This window comes from Mycobacterium sp. smrl_JER01, assembly GCF_048513595.2.
Classification (GTDB): domain Bacteria; phylum Actinomycetota; class Actinomycetes; order Mycobacteriales; family Mycobacteriaceae; genus Mycobacterium.
The window spans coordinates 2,551,108-2,566,330 of record NZ_JBLXXK020000001.1; the positions used below are offsets into that span (position 1 = coordinate 2,551,108).

At 69.5% G+C, this 15,223-nt stretch carries 15 protein-coding genes; 12 read left to right on the forward strand and 3 right to left on the reverse strand.

All coding sequences use genetic code 11. From position 1 onward, the window contains the following. Nucleotides 1-23 precede the first annotated feature (23 nt). Nucleotides 24-590, reverse strand: a complete 567-nt coding sequence (locus tag ACNUDN_RS12145) for a hypothetical protein (protein ID WP_419122175.1) — start codon at nt 588-590, stop codon at nt 24-26. A gap of 46 nt (nt 591-636) precedes the next feature. Between ACNUDN_RS12145 and ACNUDN_RS12150 the strand changes: the two genes are divergently transcribed. After that, nucleotides 637-3,558 carry a hypothetical protein gene (locus ACNUDN_RS12150; RefSeq protein ID WP_431959928.1) on the forward strand — a complete coding sequence of 974 codons (2,922 nt, stop codon included), beginning with the start codon at nt 637-639 and terminating at the stop codon, nt 3,556-3,558. Between the two features lie 156 nt (nt 3,559-3,714). Here the strand turns inward: ACNUDN_RS12150 and ACNUDN_RS12155 are convergent, their stop codons facing one another. Together ACNUDN_RS12155 and ACNUDN_RS12160 are read right to left on the reverse strand one after the other, a co-directional pair. Beyond that, nucleotides 3,715-4,422: a GAF and ANTAR domain-containing protein gene (locus tag ACNUDN_RS12155; RefSeq protein ID WP_419122177.1), complete on the reverse strand. Its 708-nt coding sequence runs from the start codon at nt 4,420-4,422 to the stop codon at nt 3,715-3,717. Nucleotides 4,423-4,568: 146 nt separating this feature from the next. Beyond that, nucleotides 4,569-5,066: a DUF1990 domain-containing protein gene (locus ACNUDN_RS12160; RefSeq protein WP_419122178.1), complete on the reverse strand. Its 498-nt coding sequence runs from the start codon at nt 5,064-5,066 to the stop codon at nt 4,569-4,571. 190 nt (nt 5,067-5,256) lie between these two features. On the opposite strand from ACNUDN_RS12160, the gene ACNUDN_RS12165 reads away from it, so the two are divergent. The 11 genes from ACNUDN_RS12165 to pdxT all read left to right on the forward strand — a co-directional run bounded on the left by ACNUDN_RS12165 (nt 5,257) and on the right by pdxT (nt 15,211). Next, a complete protein-coding gene (locus tag ACNUDN_RS12165) occupies nt 5,257-5,886 on the forward strand; it encodes a PaaI family thioesterase (protein WP_419122179.1) in 630 nt (209 codons plus the stop codon). Further along, complete coding sequence (locus ACNUDN_RS12170; protein ID WP_419122180.1) at nt 5,883-6,314, forward strand: TIGR02611 family protein; 432 nt, start codon at nt 5,883-5,885, stop codon at nt 6,312-6,314. The genes ACNUDN_RS12165 and ACNUDN_RS12170 overlap by 4 nt, the downstream gene beginning before the upstream one ends. Nucleotides 6,315-6,387: 73 nt before the next feature. Further along, on the forward strand, nt 6,388-8,460 hold the full coding sequence (gene thrS / locus ACNUDN_RS12175; RefSeq protein ID WP_419122181.1) for a threonine--tRNA ligase: 2,073 nt from the start codon (nt 6,388-6,390) through the stop codon (nt 8,458-8,460). Next, complete coding sequence (locus tag ACNUDN_RS12180) at nt 8,420-9,010, forward strand: ATP adenylyltransferase (protein WP_419122182.1); 591 nt, start codon at nt 8,420-8,422, stop codon at nt 9,008-9,010. Before thrS ends, ACNUDN_RS12180 begins: the two co-directional genes overlap by 41 nt. Then, entirely contained in the window at nt 9,007-9,669 is a 663-nt protein-coding gene (gene pgsA, locus ACNUDN_RS12185) for a phosphatidylinositol phosphate synthase (RefSeq protein ID WP_419122183.1), read from the forward strand. The genes ACNUDN_RS12180 and pgsA overlap by 4 nt, the downstream gene beginning before the upstream one ends. Nucleotides 9,670-9,698: 29 nt before the next feature. Next, nucleotides 9,699-10,622, forward strand: a complete 924-nt coding sequence (locus ACNUDN_RS12190; protein WP_419125126.1) for a phosphatidylinositol mannoside acyltransferase — start codon at nt 9,699-9,701, stop codon at nt 10,620-10,622. After that, on the forward strand, nt 10,619-11,761 hold the full coding sequence (locus ACNUDN_RS12195; protein WP_419122184.1) for a glycosyltransferase family 4 protein: 1,143 nt from the start codon (nt 10,619-10,621) through the stop codon (nt 11,759-11,761). The genes ACNUDN_RS12190 and ACNUDN_RS12195 overlap by 4 nt, the downstream gene beginning before the upstream one ends. Continuing rightward, a complete protein-coding gene (locus ACNUDN_RS12200) occupies nt 11,758-12,801 on the forward strand; it encodes an NUDIX hydrolase (RefSeq protein ID WP_419122185.1) in 1,044 nt (347 codons plus the stop codon). Before ACNUDN_RS12195 ends, ACNUDN_RS12200 begins: the two co-directional genes overlap by 4 nt. A 77-nt stretch (nt 12,802-12,878) precedes the next feature. After that, nucleotides 12,879-13,784 carry a pyridoxal 5'-phosphate synthase lyase subunit PdxS gene (gene pdxS, locus ACNUDN_RS12205; protein ID WP_419125127.1) on the forward strand — a complete coding sequence of 302 codons (906 nt, stop codon included), beginning with the start codon at nt 12,879-12,881 and terminating at the stop codon, nt 13,782-13,784. Next, nucleotides 13,785-14,633 (forward strand): acyl-CoA thioesterase II, encoded by an 849-nt coding sequence (gene tesB, locus ACNUDN_RS12210; RefSeq protein WP_419122186.1) that lies wholly within the window; start codon nt 13,785-13,787, stop codon nt 14,631-14,633. Next, on the forward strand, nt 14,630-15,211 hold the full coding sequence (pdxT, locus tag ACNUDN_RS12215) for a pyridoxal 5'-phosphate synthase glutaminase subunit PdxT (protein WP_419122187.1): 582 nt from the start codon (nt 14,630-14,632) through the stop codon (nt 15,209-15,211). Before tesB ends, pdxT begins: the two co-directional genes overlap by 4 nt. Nucleotides 15,212-15,223 lie beyond the last annotated feature (12 nt).

Below are 15,223 nucleotides of genomic sequence, written 5' to 3' on the forward strand. Positions count from 1 at the left end.
TGTCGGTTCAGTAAGCCCAGTAACTACGCGGATGTAATTCGCACGGCACGTACGCAGAAGGACTGGGAGCACATGTCTCGGACGAAAAAGGGCATCGTCGTTGTCATGATGGGCAGCGCGGGGTTGTTCTTGAGCGCCCCGGTGCTGGGCCCATCGGCAAACGCGAACCCGACCCGGGGGGGTGTGCCCTGCGTCGGCATTCTGCAGCAGATCGTCTCGCGCCCGGGCGACATTCCGCAGGCGCTGACCGATACGGCACGATCGTTCACCAACCCGGGCCAGCCCGCTCCGCCGGTCGTTGTGCCGCCGGCCAGCAGCTCCACGTCGATCGGTACCCCGCCGGTTCCGCCGACACCGCCGGGATCGGTGATCACGCCGTCATCGGGTGCGACGCCGCCCGTCCCGCCGAACCCGGGGACACCCGCTTCGGTCCGGGGCGGGGGTGGGACTCCGCCGGTTCCGCCGACGCCGCCGGGGTCGGTCATCTCGCCGTCATCGGGTGCGACTCCACCGGTCCCGCCTGTCCCGGGAGCCCCGGCGGTGACGCCGGTCGGTGCGGCTACACCGCCGCTGCCACCGGTGCCCGGCACTCCCGTCGGCGTACCGGCGGGCGGCGGAACTCCTCCCGCTCCGCCGGTGCCCGGTCTTCCTGTGGTCGGCGAGGGCGGCGCTGCACTGCCGCCCGCCCCGCCGGTTCCGGGCCTTCCCGTCGTCGGCGAAGGCGGCGCGGGACTGCCCCCGGCTCCGCCGGTCCCCGGCGGGCCCGCTGCGGTGCCAGCAGGGTTGGCACTGCCGCCGGCTCCACCGGCCCCGGGCGCTCCCGTCGTCGGTGAGGCCGGGGCGCTGGCACCGTCCGCAGCGGCCGTACCCGGAGCCCCTTCGGCAGCCGGGATCGGCGGTCCGGGATCCGGGGTCGGCGGCGGTGCGCCACTGGAAGGTGCTGCGGGCGCGCTCCCTCCGGGAGGGGGCGCCCCGATCGCGGCAGAAGCGGGCACCGCCGGACTGCCGGCGCCGCCGGCACCGGGTGCTCCGGTAGTGGGTGAGGCCGGTGTGGTGCCGCCTCCGGGTCCGCCGGTGCCGGGCGCTCCGTTCGAGGGTGAGGCCGGTGTGGTGCCGCCTCCCGCTCCACCTGCGCCGGGGGTGCCGGTGGTGGGTGACGCTGGTGTGGTGACGCCGCCGGGTCCGGGTGGTCCGGGTGTGCCGGTGGTGGATGAGGCTGGTGTGGTGACGCCTCCGGGTCCGGGTGGTCCGGGTGTGCCGGTGGTGGATGAGGCTGGTGTGGTGACGCCTCCGGGTCCGGGTGGTCCGGGTGTGCCGGTGGTGGATGAGGCTGGTGTGGTGACGCCTCCCGGCCCGGGTGGTCCGGGGGTCCCCGTCGAAGGATCCACCGACCTCGTGACGCCGCCGGGACCCGGCGCCCCGGGTACACCGACGGTGAGCACGATCGAGACGTTCTCGCCGCCGGCTCCGCCCGTGCCGGGAACACCGTCGTCGGGCGCAATCGAGACGTTCTCCCCGCCGGCACCGCCGGTGCCCGGGGGTCCGGCGAGTTCGTCGGTCGAGTTCGTGACCCCTCCGCCCCCCGGGGTGCCGGGCATCCCGTCGGAGGGTTCGACGACCTACACGACACCGCCGACCCCAGAGATCACGTTCAATCCGGCGAACTCGGGCATCGACATCGCCACGCCACCCGGGGCGGGGGTTCCCGGCGCACCGATCGAGGCCTCAGCGAACGTGTCGACCCCGCCCGTGCCGGGAGTGCCTGGTGCGCCGGTGAATTCGGCGGTCGACCTGGCCGTGCCCGGTGACGTGGATATCCCCGCGGTGCCCATCGAGCGGTCGACCACCCTCACGACCCCACCGACCCCAGGCGCTCCGGGCGCCCCGGTCGGCTCCACGGTCGACGTGGTGACCCCACCGTCCCCAGGCGCCCCGGGTGTGCCGGTGGTGGATGAGGCTGGTGTGGTGACGCCGCCGGGTCCGGGTGGTCCGGGTGTGCCGGTGGTGGATGAGGCTGGTGTGGTGACGCCGCCGGGTCCGGGTGGTCCGGGTGTGCCGGTGGTGGATGAGGCTGGTGTGGTGACGCCGCCGGGTCCGGGTGGTCCGGGTGTGCCGGTGGTGGATGAGGCTGGTGTGGTGACGCCGCCGGGTCCGGGTGGTCCGGGTGTGCCGGTGGTGGATGAGGCTGGTGTGGTGACGCCGCCGGGTCCGGGTGGTCCGGGTGTGCCGGTGGTGGATGAGGCTGGTGTGGTGACGCCGCCGGGTCCGGGTGGTCCGGGTGTGCCGGTGGTGGATGAGGCTGGTCTGCTGACGCCGCCCGCCCCGCCTGCCACTGCTCTGGGTGCGCCGGTCGATGCTGCAGCCGGCGCGGCTACTCCGTCAGGTCCACCGGCCGCACCGGTGTTCGGCGACGCGGGCGTCGTCGCACCCCCCGGCCTTCCCGGTGGCGGTGGTCCCGGCGAAGGTGTCGGGGGCCCGGGTGGCGGTGTCGGTGGTGGCGAGAGCGTGGGCGGTGCCGCCGGCCTGGTCGGCGACAGCGCCTCCGGTGGAGCCGGTGCGCTTGGGGCAGCCGGCGCGCCGATCGACGCCGCTGCCGGTGCGGCAGCGCCCCCAGTTCCTCCGGCCGGCGGCGCGCCGGTCATCGGTGAGGCGGGTGTGGTGTCGCCTCCGGTTCCGCCGGTGCCCGGTGGTGCGGATGTGGTTCCCACCGGTGTGGTGACGCCTCCGGCGCCGCCGGTTCCGGGTGCTCCGGTTTTCGGTGAGGCGGGTGTGGTGTCGCCTCCGGTTCCGCCGGTGCCCGGTGGTGCGGACGTGGTTCCCGCCGGTGTGGTGACGCCTCCGGCGCCGCCGATTCCGGGTGCTCCGGTTTTCGGTGAGGCGGGTGTGGTGTCGCCTCCGCTTCCGCCGGTGCCCGGTGGTGCGGATGTGGTTCCCGCCGGTGTGGTGACGCCTCCGGCGCCGGGAGTTCCGGGCGGTGCCGGAACGGTTCCCGTCGAGGCGGGCACACCTCCGGTTCCTCCGACTCCGGGCACGTCGTCGGGCGGGTTCGTCAACTACCCGGCGCCTCCGGTGCCCCCGACACCGCCGAACTCGGCGGGGATCGACACCGCAGCGCCCGGGACGCCTATTCCGGGCACTCCAGGCAGCACGCTGACCGTGTCAGATCTGCTCACGCCGCCCGGCCTGGCCAGAACAGTGCAGAACACCGCGTCGTCGGTCATGGGCATCGCGCCTCCTGCCACACCTCCGGTGCCCGGTTCTTCCGCATCGGTCAATGTGGGTGTGCCGGCTCCGCCGAGCCCGCTGACCCCGCTCGCCGCAACGGGTCTGTCGAACCTGGTGTCACCGCCGTCGTTGACGATCCCGTCCATCCCCGGGCTCCCGGTTCCGCTGCCCAATGAGGTGCCGGTGCCCTCGGACCTGCTCTGCGTGGGGACGGATTGGTCTGCGACACAGGGTGATTCGGTGGCCGCCCCGGTCAACGCCGAGATTCCGCGGGCGCTGGTCACCGGGACGGTACCGGTCGGTGACCGCCGGGACCGTTGGGAGACCCCGTAGCGGACGTGTCGCCCCACCGCATGGTGCGATTCGACGGCCGGACGCGGCCCGCCCGGCCGTAGCCTCCTCGCGCGGAGGCTACGGGCGGCCGGTGCGCCCAACCCCGCCGGGGCGCCGCACCCAGGGGTCAGGCAGTGCGACAGCTCTCGGTGCGTCTCAGCGGCTCGACGCCTGCGCGTCGCTGACCAGATCGGTGGCCACCTTGATCAGCGGCACGTTGGAGTCCTGGGACAGTTTGCGCAACAGCTCGAACGCCTGGACCGCGTCCACGCCGTAGCGCTCCATGATCATGCCCTTGGCCTGACCGATCACATCGCGGCTGGACAGCGCTTTACGGAACTGATCCTCGCGGCGTGCCGAATTGAACGCGACCGACGAGTGCGCCGCGAAGATCAACCCGAGGGTGCGGGCCTCACCGTCGAAGGTGTCCGCGGTCTCGGAATAGACGTTGAGCGCTCCGAGAGTCTCGCCCGCGATGAAGAGCTGGAACGCCATGATCGAGCGGATGGGTGTCTCGGCCAGCGCGTCGCGCTGGTAGTTCGGGAACCGATCCTCGGTCTCCAGATCGCGGACGTGAACCGTCTTCTCGTCCCACGCGGCGGTCAAACACGGACCTTCCAGGTAACGCTGCTGGATCTTGTCCAGCAGCACCGGCCAGTGGTGGGTCGCCGCCGGGGTCTCGATGTGCTTGGCGTTTCGGGTCAGGGTGATCCCGGCGTACTGCGCACCGGGAATCTCGGCCGCCGCAAGCTCGGCCAGCTCGGCGATGACGGTGTCGGAGTCGGTGTCCGGCCTGCTATGCAGGCCCTGCACCAGCTCTGCCACCCGCAGGTGTGCAGTCTCCACGCCGGCTGGATCGCTCATCCCTCACCGTCCGATACTCACGCGTCAATATGGCACTCCAGGCTACCGCTGACCGTTGCCGACGGTGCGGGCATGGGTCATGTCGGTTCTGTGACCGTGCAGGGACCTGCGGCCCGTCGGCGGCTGAATGACCCAGGCCCGACGATCTAGAGCGCCCTCAGGTACCGGTCGGTCACCACCCGCTGCGCCAGCGACGTCACCGGAGCTCCCAGCCTGCTCCACCACGTCGCGTGCCGCGAAAACGCGGCGACCTCGGCGAACACCTCCGTGGTGGCCGGGTCGTATCGCACGACGAACAGCTCCTCGCCGGATTCGGCGTGCCCGGGCAGGGTCCCGTAGGCGAACCCACGTCGGTGGGGTTCGTCGACGACATACACCACCCGGCATGGCGCGGTGACCGGTCCGAGATGGACCAGCACCTCGACTCCCACCGCAGCCACCGGCGCTGTGGCGTCGACGCGCAAACCGGCTCCGCGCAGCATGCCCCAGCGCATCCCATCGGCGGCGGCCTGCTCGAAGCGATCCCGTCCGCGGCCGATTCTGGCGGATTTCCGCAGATGGTGGTACCCGCCGGGCATTGTCGTCGCGGTCGCGCCGACCTCGGGGTAGGTCAGTGGTTTGGCGGCCAGGTCGCTCAACTTCACGCTCTCAGCTTGTCACCGCGCACGTCGCAGCGGTGCACGACCTCCGGGACCCGCCCGCGGTATCGACGCCGGCTTCGCAATCGACGCCGACTCCGCACACCGAATGCCAGCACCGAATTCCGGGCACCGAATTCGCAGACTGAGCAAAGCCGGCGCTGCCCAGCGCCGAGGCAACCAATACGGTGGGCGGGTGAGCACCAACGAGGCCACCGATGCACACGTCGGTGGGGGATTCAACGCGCCGGCGCCCACCACCCGCGGCGGACCGGACTACGGCCGCTTCGTCGAGGCGGTTCGCACTCTTCAGGATCACACCCGCGCCGCGGACGCCCCCGACGCGGTGGTCACCGAGGTCGCCGGCCTGATCGAGCGGGCGTGCGCGCTGCTGGCACCGTACGACGCCGACGAGTGGTCCTCTCCGTCGGGCCGCCGGATGGATCTACCCAACCGCGGCAACATTCTCAACGTGCCCACCGACCTGCGCGTCACCGAGGACGGCCGGGTCCGTGGCACCGCCCGGTTCCGCCGCTATCACCTGGGCCGCAACGGGGCCGCCCACGGCGGCGCGGTGGCTCACCTGTTCGATTCGGTGCTCGGGTTCACCGCCTTCAAACTCAGCGACAGCAGGGCGCAGCGCACCGCCTTCCTGCACGTCGACTATCGCAAGATTGCAGTCGTCGGCACCGAGTTCCAGATCGAGGCCGGTATCGACGACATCGTCGACCGCAAGATCTTCGTGTCCGGTCGGCTGCTCGACGGCGACCAGCTGCTGGCTGAGGCGCACTCCCTGTTCCTGAAATTGAAGCCCGGCCAGCCGTGAGCGAGGAGACCGAACGGCTCGGGTTCGCCCGCCGCTGGTCGAGGTGGCGCGACCGGTTGCGAGAACGCCGACTGGTCAACCTCACATACCGCATGACGGTCGGTGTCGTCGGCCTGCTGGTGCTGGTCGTCGGGATCGTGGCCATCCCGTACCCGGGCCCGGGCTGGGCCATCGTCTTCGTCGGGCTGGCGATCCTGGCGACCGAGTTCGACTGGGCACGCCGCCTGCTCGCCTACGTGCGCATCCGGTACGACGCCGCCATGGGGTGGTTCAAACGGCAGGGCCTGTGGGTCCAGGTGCTGGGCGCGCTGTTCACTTTCGCGGTGGTGGTGGTCACGCTGTGGCTCTTCGGGGTGCTCGGTTTCATGGGCGGACTGCTCGGTCTCGACTACGGCTGGCTGGATAGCCCCGTTGGTATCGGGACGTGAGGCCAGACCCCGATAGCATGGTCGCGGTCGATCCCCGGCCTGCACCCCGTTGAGAGTTTGGAGAACCACCGCGATGAGCGCCCCCGCCCGCCCCGCCCCAGCAGCCCCTATCCGGGTCGCTGCCGGGACGACCGCCGGGCAGGCGGTCCGTGACGCCGGATTGCCGTCGCGCGGCGCCGCCGACGCGGTCGTCGTCGTGCGGGACCCCGACGGCCGACTCCGTGACCTGTCCTGGGTTCCCGACGCCGACGTCGAGGTGATTCCGGTGGCTGCCGACACCGACGACGGCCGCAGCGTGATCCGGCACTCTGCGGCCCACGTGTTGGCCCAGGCGGTGCAGGGGCTGTTCCCCGACGCCAAGCTCGGCATCGGACCGCCCATCACCGACGGCTTCTATTACGACTTCGAGGTCGCCGAACCGTTCACTCCGGACGACCTGGAAGCGCTGGAGAAGCGGATGCGACAGATCGTCAAGGAAGGGCAGCTGTTCTCCCGGCGGGTGTTCGAGTCCAAGGACCAGGCCCGCGTCGAACTCGCCGGCGAACCGTACAAACTCGAACTCATCGACGACAAATCCGGCGATCCCGACGTCATGGAGGTCGGGGGCGACGAGCTCACCGCCTACGACAATCTCAATCCGCGCACCCGCGACCGGGTTTGGGGCGATCTGTGTCGCGGTCCGCACATCCCGACCACCCGCTACATCCCGGCGTTCAAGCTGACCCGCAGCTCGGCCGCCTACTGGCGTGGTGACCAGAACAACGCCAGCCTGCAGCGGATCTACGGCACCGCGTGGGAGTCCCAGGAGGCGCTGGACCGCCATCTCGAGCTGATCGAGGAGGCGCAGCGACGCGACCACCGCAAACTGGGTGTCGAGCTTGACCTCTTCAGTTTCCCCGACGAATTAGGTTCGGGCCTACCGGTTTTCCATCCCAAGGGCGGAGTGGTGCGCCGGGAGCTGGAGGAGTACTCACGGCGCAAGCACATCGAGGCCGGCTACGAGTTCGTCAACACACCGCACATCACCAAAGAGCAGCTCTACATCACCTCCGGTCACCTTGAGTGGTACGCCGACGGGATGTTCCCGCCGATGCAGATCGATGCCGAATACAACCCCGACGGCACGGTCCGCAAGCCCGGGCAGGACTACTACCTCAAACCGATGAACTGCCCGATGCACCATCTGATCTACCGCTCACGCGGGCGCTCCTATCGGGAACTTCCGTTGCGGCTTTTCGAGTTCGGCAGCGTGTACCGCTACGAGAAGTCCGGCGTGATCCACGGGCTCACCCGCGTCCGGGGGATGACCCAGGACGATGCGCACATCTACTGCACCCGTGAAGAGATGCGCGACGAACTGGCCCGGTTGCTGCAGTTCGTGCTTGAGCTGCTCGCCGACTACGGACTGGACGACTTCTACCTGGAACTGTCGACCAAGGACCCCGAGAAATCCGTCGGCTCCGACGAGATCTGGGAAGAGGCCACCGAGACCCTGCGCGAAGTGGCCGAGGCCTCGGGTCTGCAGCTGGTGCCCGACCCGGGTGGTGCGGCGTTCTACGGTCCCAAGATCTCCGTTCAGGTGCGCGACGCGCTCGGGCGCAGCTGGCAGATGTCGACCATCCAACTCGACTTCAACATGCCGGACCGTTTCGAGTTGGAGTACACCGCAGCCGACGGGACCCGCAAGCGGCCGGTGCTGATCCACCGCGCCCTGTTCGGCTCCATCGAGCGGTTCTTCGGTGTGCTCACCGAGCACTATGCCGGGGCCTTCCCGGCCTGGCTGGCGCCGGTGCAGGTGGTGGGCATTCCGGTCGCCGACGACCACGTCCCGTACCTGCGTGAGGTGGCGGACCGACTGCGCGGGCTCGGTATCCGTGCCGACGTCGACACCAGCGACGACCGCATGGCCAAGAAGATCGTCAACCACACCAACCAGAAGGTGCCGTTCATGCTGCTCGCGGGCGACCGCGACGTCGAAGCCGGTGCGGTGTCTTTCCGGTTCGGTGACCGCACGCAGATCAACGGCGTCCCGCTGCAGCAGGCGGTCGAGACCATCGCCGACTGGGTCAGGCGACGTGAGAACGCCACGCCGACAGCCGAACTCGTTGACGTCAGCTCCGCGGTCCCCGGCGGGGGCAAGGGCTGACGTGGACCCCGAGGACACCATCGTGGATCGCGGCGTCGGCGACCCCGACCATCTGCAGCGGCTGTGGACGCCGCACCGGATGACCTACATCGCCGATGCCGTCAAGGCGGGGTCGGCGTCCTCGTCGGAGCCCTTCACCGACATCCCCAACATGTCCGACGAGGACGGGCTGGTGGTGGCGCGCGGCGAGCTGGTCTATGCGGTGCTCAACCTGTATCCATACAACCCGGGCCACCTGATGGTGGTGCCCTACCGGCGGGTCGCCGAGTTGGAGAACCTCACCGGAGCCGAGAGCGCAGAGCTGATGGCCTTCACGCAGAAGGCGATCCGGGTGATGAAGGCGGTGTCTCGGCCGCACGGCTTCAACGTCGGACTGAACCTCGGGACGTCGGCGGGGGGTTCGCTGTCCGAGCACCTGCACATGCACGTGGTGCCGCGATGGGGCGGCGATGCCAACTTCATCACCGTGATCGGCGACTCCAAGGTCATCCCGCAGCTGCTGCGCGACACTCGGCAGTTGCTGGCCACCGAGTGGGACCGGCAGCGGTGAGCGATTTCTACCTGATGACCCGCGCGGCGTACGCGAAGCTGTCGCGGCCGATCGCCAAGGGGGCGCTCAGGCTGGGGCTGACGCCGGACAGTGTCACGATCCTGGGCACCGCGGGGTCGGTGCTCGCTGCGCTGACCCTCTTCCCGATGGGGTACCTGTTCGCGGGTGCGTTCGTGGTGGCGTTCTTCGTCCTGGCCGACATGCTCGACGGGGCGATGGCCCGGCAGAGCGGCGGCGGCACCCGGTTCGGGGCGGTACTCGACGCGACGTGTGACCGAATCAGTGACGGCGCGGTCCTCGGAGGCCTGCTGTGGTGGGCCGCGTTCGGGCTGCACAGCACCGGGTTGGTCGTCGCCACCATGATCTGCCTGGTGTCGTCCCAGGTCATCTCCTACATCAAGGCCCGTGCGGAGGCCAGCGGCCTGACCGGAGACGGTGGGCTCATCGAGCGGCCCGAGCGCCTGGTGATCACCCTCATCGGGACGTGTTTCTCGGATCTGCCGTTCTTCCCGATGCCGTGGCTGCTCGAGGTTGCGATGTGGGTGCTCGCGGTGACGAGCGTGGTGACCGTCGGGCAACGGCTGCACAGTGTGCGGACCTCGGCAGCGGCGATGGAGCCGTTGACACCGGCCGAAAAACCTGAGAACCCCGAGCAATGACGCGTCAGCCGGTCGGAGCGGGCGAAGCCATGGCAGGTCTGTGGTCGCTTCCGTCGACGCTGGGCGGTCAGCTGACCGACTGGGGGTATGCAGCGGGCTGGCGGGTGGTCCGGGCGGCGCCGGAGTTCCTGGCGCGCAGCACATTCGACGCGGGAGCGCGGTGGGCGTCGCGTAACGGAGGGCCCGATCAGCTGCGCAGGAACCTGGCGCGGGTGATCGGCACCACCCCCGAGCGTGTCCCGGCCACCTTGATGCGGGAGTCGCTGGCGTCCTACGCGCGATACTGGCGCGAAGCGTTCCGGCTCCCGACGATGGACCACGAGGAGCTCGGCAAAAGGCTGCGCGTACGCGACATCGATCATGTGTGGTCGGCGCTGGAAGCCGGCCGCGGAGCCGTGCTGGCGCTACCGCACAGCGGCAACTGGGACATGGCCGGGGTGTGGCTGGTGCAAAACCACGGCACCTTCGCCACCGTGGCCGAACGTCTCAAGCCCGAGTCGCTGTACAACCGCTTCCTGGCCTACCGCGAGAGTCTCGGCTTCGAGGTGGTTCCGCTGTCCGGTGGGGATCGGTCACCGTTCGATGTGCTGCGGGACCGGTTGCTGGACAACGGCCTCGTGTGCCTGATGGCCGACCGGGACATGACACGCAGCGGTGTGCCGGTCGACTTTTTCGGCGAACCGAGCAGGTTGCCGGCCGGCCCGGCGAAACTCGCCTTGGCCACCGGAGCCGCGCTGCTGCCGGTGCACTGCTGGTTCGAGCCCGACGACTGGGGAATGCAGGTCTACCCCGAACTGGGCACCACCTCCGGTGACGTCGCGGCCATCACCCAGGCACTGGCCGACCGGTTCGCGGCCAACATTGCTGCCCATCCGCAGGACTGGCACATGATGCAACCACAGTGGCTGGCCGACCTGTCCGAGGAGCGCAGTGCTCGCCTGGAGGCTTCGTGAGGATCGGGATGGTGTGCCCGTACTCGTTCGATGTACCCGGAGGAGTGCAGGCGCACGTGCTGCAGTTGTCGGAGGTGTTGCGCGGCAAGGGCCATGAGGTCAGCGTGCTCGCGCCGGCGTCGCCCGAGGCGCAGGAATCGCTACCCGATTTCGTGGTCTCGGGCGGCCGGGCGGTGCCGATCCCGTACAACGGCTCGGTGGCCCGGCTGCGGTTCGGGCCCGCCACCCACCGCAAGGTGAAGAAGTGGCTGGCCCAGGGCCAGTTCGACGTGCTGCACCTGCACGAACCCAACGCGCCCAGTCTGTCGATGCTGGCACTGAACATCGCCGAGGGTCCGATCGTGGCGACCTTTCACACCTCGACGACGAAATCGCTGACGCTGTCGGTGTTCGAACCTTTTCTGCGTCCCATGCACGAGAAGATCGTCGGTCGTATCGCGGTGTCCGACCTGGCCCGTCGTTGGCAGATGGAGGCGCTCGGCAGCGATGCCGTCGAGATTCCCAACGGTGTGGACGTGGCGAGCTTCGGCGGTGCGCCGCTGCTGCCCGGGTATCCGCGGCCTGGGAAGAGTGTGCTGTTCCTCGGTCGGTTCGACGAACCCCGCAAGGGGATGGCCGTGCTGCTCGCAGCGCTGCCCCGACTGGTGCAGCGGTTCGGTGATGTGGAGATCCTGGTGGTCGGCCGCGGCGATGAAGACGAGCTGCGGACCGAAGCCGGGCCTTTGGCCCGGCATCTGCGCTTTCTGGGTCAGGTGAGCGACGCCGAGAAAGCATCGGCGATGCGCAGCGCGGACGTGTACTGCGCCCCGCACACCGGCGGGGAGAGTTTCGGCATCGTGCTGGTTGAGGCGATGGCGGCGGGAACCGCGGTGGTGGCCAGCGACCTCGACGCTTTCCGGCGGGTGCTCGGCGACGGGGAGGCCGGCCGACTGGTCGCTGTCGACGACCCGACCGCCCTGGCCGACGGCCTCATCGAGGTGCTTTCCGACGACGTCGTGCGGAACCGCTACGTGGAGTGCGCCGCGCGCGCGGTGCAGCGCTACGACTGGTCGGTGGTGGCTCAGCAGATCCTGCGGGTGTACGAAACGGTCGCCGGTTCCGGAGTCAGAGTCCAGGTCGCCGGGGGCGGGCCGCTGTGATCCCGTGGATCGCCGCGGTCGGGATCGCGCTGCTGGTCTCGGTGATCCTGCTGATCGCGGTGTGGGCCTATCAGACAGCCAACCGGCTGGACCGATTGCACGTCCGCTATGACCTGTCCTGGCAGGCCCTCGACGGGGCGCTTGCCCGGCGCGCGGTGGTGGCCCGTGCGGTGGCCGTCGAAGCGTACGGCGTGGGACCGGACGGCAGGCGGCTCGCCGCATTGGCCGATGCCGCCGAGCGAGCGCCGCGCGCGGGTCGGGAGGTGGCCGAGAACGAGCTGTCCGCCGCGCTCGCGCGGGTGAACCCGGCGTCGCTACCGCTGGCGCTGGTGGCCGAGTTGGCCGACGCCGAAGCACGGGTCGTGCTCGGGCGTCGCTTCCACAACGATGCGGTTCGCGACACCCTGGCGTTGCGCGAGCGCCCGCTGGTGCGCGTGTTGCGACTCGGCGGAACGGCTGCATTGCCCACGTACTTCGAGATCGCCGAGGGCGGAGAACTCTCGGCCCGGGAACCCGCGCCGGCCGTTAGACGCACCTCGGCCCGGATCGTGCTGCTCGACGAGGGCGGTGCCGTGCTGTTGCTGTGCGGGTCGGATCCGGCGGCGGCCGCCGGGGGAGGGATTGCCCGCCGGTGGTGGTTCACCATCGGCGGCGCGGCCCAGGACGGGGAGTCGTTGGCCCAGACCGCCGCGCGCGAGCTCTTGGAGGAGACCGGGCTGCAGGTGCCGCCCGCGGTGATGGTCGGACCTTTGTGGCGCCGCGACGCCGTCATCGAGTTCAACGGATCGGTGCTGCGCAGCGAGGAGATGTACTTCGTGCATCGCACCGCCCGTTTCGAGCCGTCGGACGTGGGCCGCTCCGGGCTGGAGCGCACCTACATTCACGGTCATCGGTGGTGCGATGCGACAATGATCGGCGAACTGGTCGCCAATGGCGAGACGGTGTACCCGCTGCAGTTGGGCGAGCTTCTGGCCGAGGCGAACGAGCTGGCCGACGCGCCGGGTGCGCTACCGGACGGGCCGCTCAGATCCATCCGGTGACGTGCGGATCCAATTGATTTGCCGGCGTCTCTAAACTGGATCAGTAGCGATTGAAGGAGAAGGCAGTGGAATCCGAAATGTCGGGGGCAGGGCCGGAGTCTCCGGCTCGCGGTACCGCGCGGGTCAAGCGCGGGATGGCCGAGATGCTCAAGGGCGGCGTCATCATGGACGTCGTCACCCCGGAGCAGGCCCGTATCGCCGAGGGCGCCGGCGCGGTCGCGGTGATGGCGCTCGAGCGCGTCCCGGCCGACATCCGGGCCCAGGGCGGGGTGTCGCGGATGAGTGACCCCGACATGATCGAGGGCATCATCGACGCCGTCACCATCCCGGTGATGGCCAAGGCCCGCATCGGCCATTTCGTGGAGGCCCAGATCCTGCAGAGCCTCGGTGTCGACTATGTCGACGAGTCCGAGGTGCTCACCCCGGCCGACTACACCAACCACATCGACAAGTGGCGCTTCACCGTGCCGTTCGTGTGCGGTGCGACCAACCTCGGCGAAGCGCTGCGGCGGATCACCGAAGGCGCGGCGATGATCCGTTCCAAGGGGGAGGCCGGCACCGGCGACGTGTCCAATGCCACCACCCACATGCGCAAGATCGGCGGCGAGATCCGCCGTCTGACGTCGCTGTCGGAGGACGAACTCTACGTCGCGGCAAAGGAATTGCAGGCCCCCTACGATCTGGTGGTGGAGGTGGCCCGCGCCGGCAAGCTGCCGGTCACGCTGTTCACCGCCGGCGGTATCGCCACTCCGGCCGATGCCGCGATGATGATGCAGCTCGGTGCCGAGGGTGTGTTCGTCGGGTCGGGCATCTTCAAGTCCGGCAACCCGGCCGAGCGGGCGGCCGCGATCGTCAAGGCGACCACCTTCTATGACGATCCCGACGTGCTGGCCAAGGTGTCACGCGGGCTGGGTGAGGCGATGGTCGGCATCAACGTCGACGACATCCCCGTCCCGCACCGGCTGGCCGAACGCGGCTGGTAAGTGGCGATCGAAGAGATCCTCGATCTGGAACAGCTCGAGGTCAACATCTATCGGGGCGGTGTGTTCAGCCCGGAGTCAGGGTTCCTGCAGCGCACCTTCGGCGGCCATGTGGCCGGCCAGTCGCTGGTGTCGGCGGTACGCACCGTCGACCCGAGGTTTCAGGTGCACTCGTTGCACGGTTACTTCCTGCGTCCCGGGGATGCGCGGGCGCCCTCGGTGTACATCGTCGAGCGGCTGCGTGACGGCGGCTCGTTCGTGACCCGCCGGGTCAACGCGATCCAGCACGGCGAGACCATCTTCTCGATGTCGGCGTCGTTCCAGACCGACCAGAGCGGCATCGAGCATCAGGATGCGATGCCACTCGCGCCGCCGCCCGACGACATTCCTGACTTCAAGTCCGTCAGCAGAGTGTTCGACGACGCCAGTTTCCGGCAGTTCGACGAGTGGGACGTGCGGATCGTGCCGCGCGATCGGCTCGGGGTGCGGGACGGCAAGGCGTCCCAACAACAGGTCTGGTTCCGGCATCGCGACCCGATGCCCGACGATCATGTGCTGCACATCTGTGCGCTGGCCTATATGAGTGACCTGACGCTGCTCGGCTCGGCGCAGGTGAACTACCCCGAGGATCGCAAGCACTTGCAGGTCGCGTCGCTCGATCACGCGATGTGGTTCATGCGTGCGTTCCGCGCCGACGAATGGCTGCTCTACGACCAGTCCTCACCGTCGGCGTGCGGTGGCCGTTCCCTGACGCAGGGCAAGATCTACAACCGTTACGGGGAGATGGTCGCCGCGGTGATGCAGGAAGGCCTGACGCGCTACCCTCGCGACTTCACACCTGGTCGACGGTGACCCCGCGGGTCGGGGTGCTGGCGCTGCAGGGTGACACCCGCGAACATCTGGCGGCGTTGCGGGAGGCGGGCGCCGACGGGGTCACCGTGCGTCGTCCCACCGAGCTGAAATCTGTTGACGCGCTGGTGATCCCCGGCGGTGAGTCCACCGCGATCAGCCACTTGCTGCGCGAGTTCGAGCTACTGGAGCCGTTGCGGGCCAGGCTGGCCGACGGCATGCCGGCTTACGGGTCGTGCGCGGGGATGATTCTGCTCGCTACCGACATCGCCGATGCCGGAGTGCCGGGGCGCCAGGCGCTCCCACTGGGCGGCATCGATATGACCGTGCGCCGCAATGCGTTCGGTCGCCAGGTGGACTCGTTCGAGGCCGACCTGGCATTCACCGGAATCGACGGATCGGTGCATGCGGTCTTCATCCGGGCGCCCTGGGTGGAGCGGGTCGGACCAGAGGTCGAAGTGCTGGCCACCGCGGCGGGGCACCCGGTGGCGGTGCGACAGGGCCGGATGCTGGCGACATCGTTCCATCCGGAGATGACGGGCGATCGCCGGGTGCACAAGTTGTTCGTCGACGCCCTCTGAGCCAAACCGGCC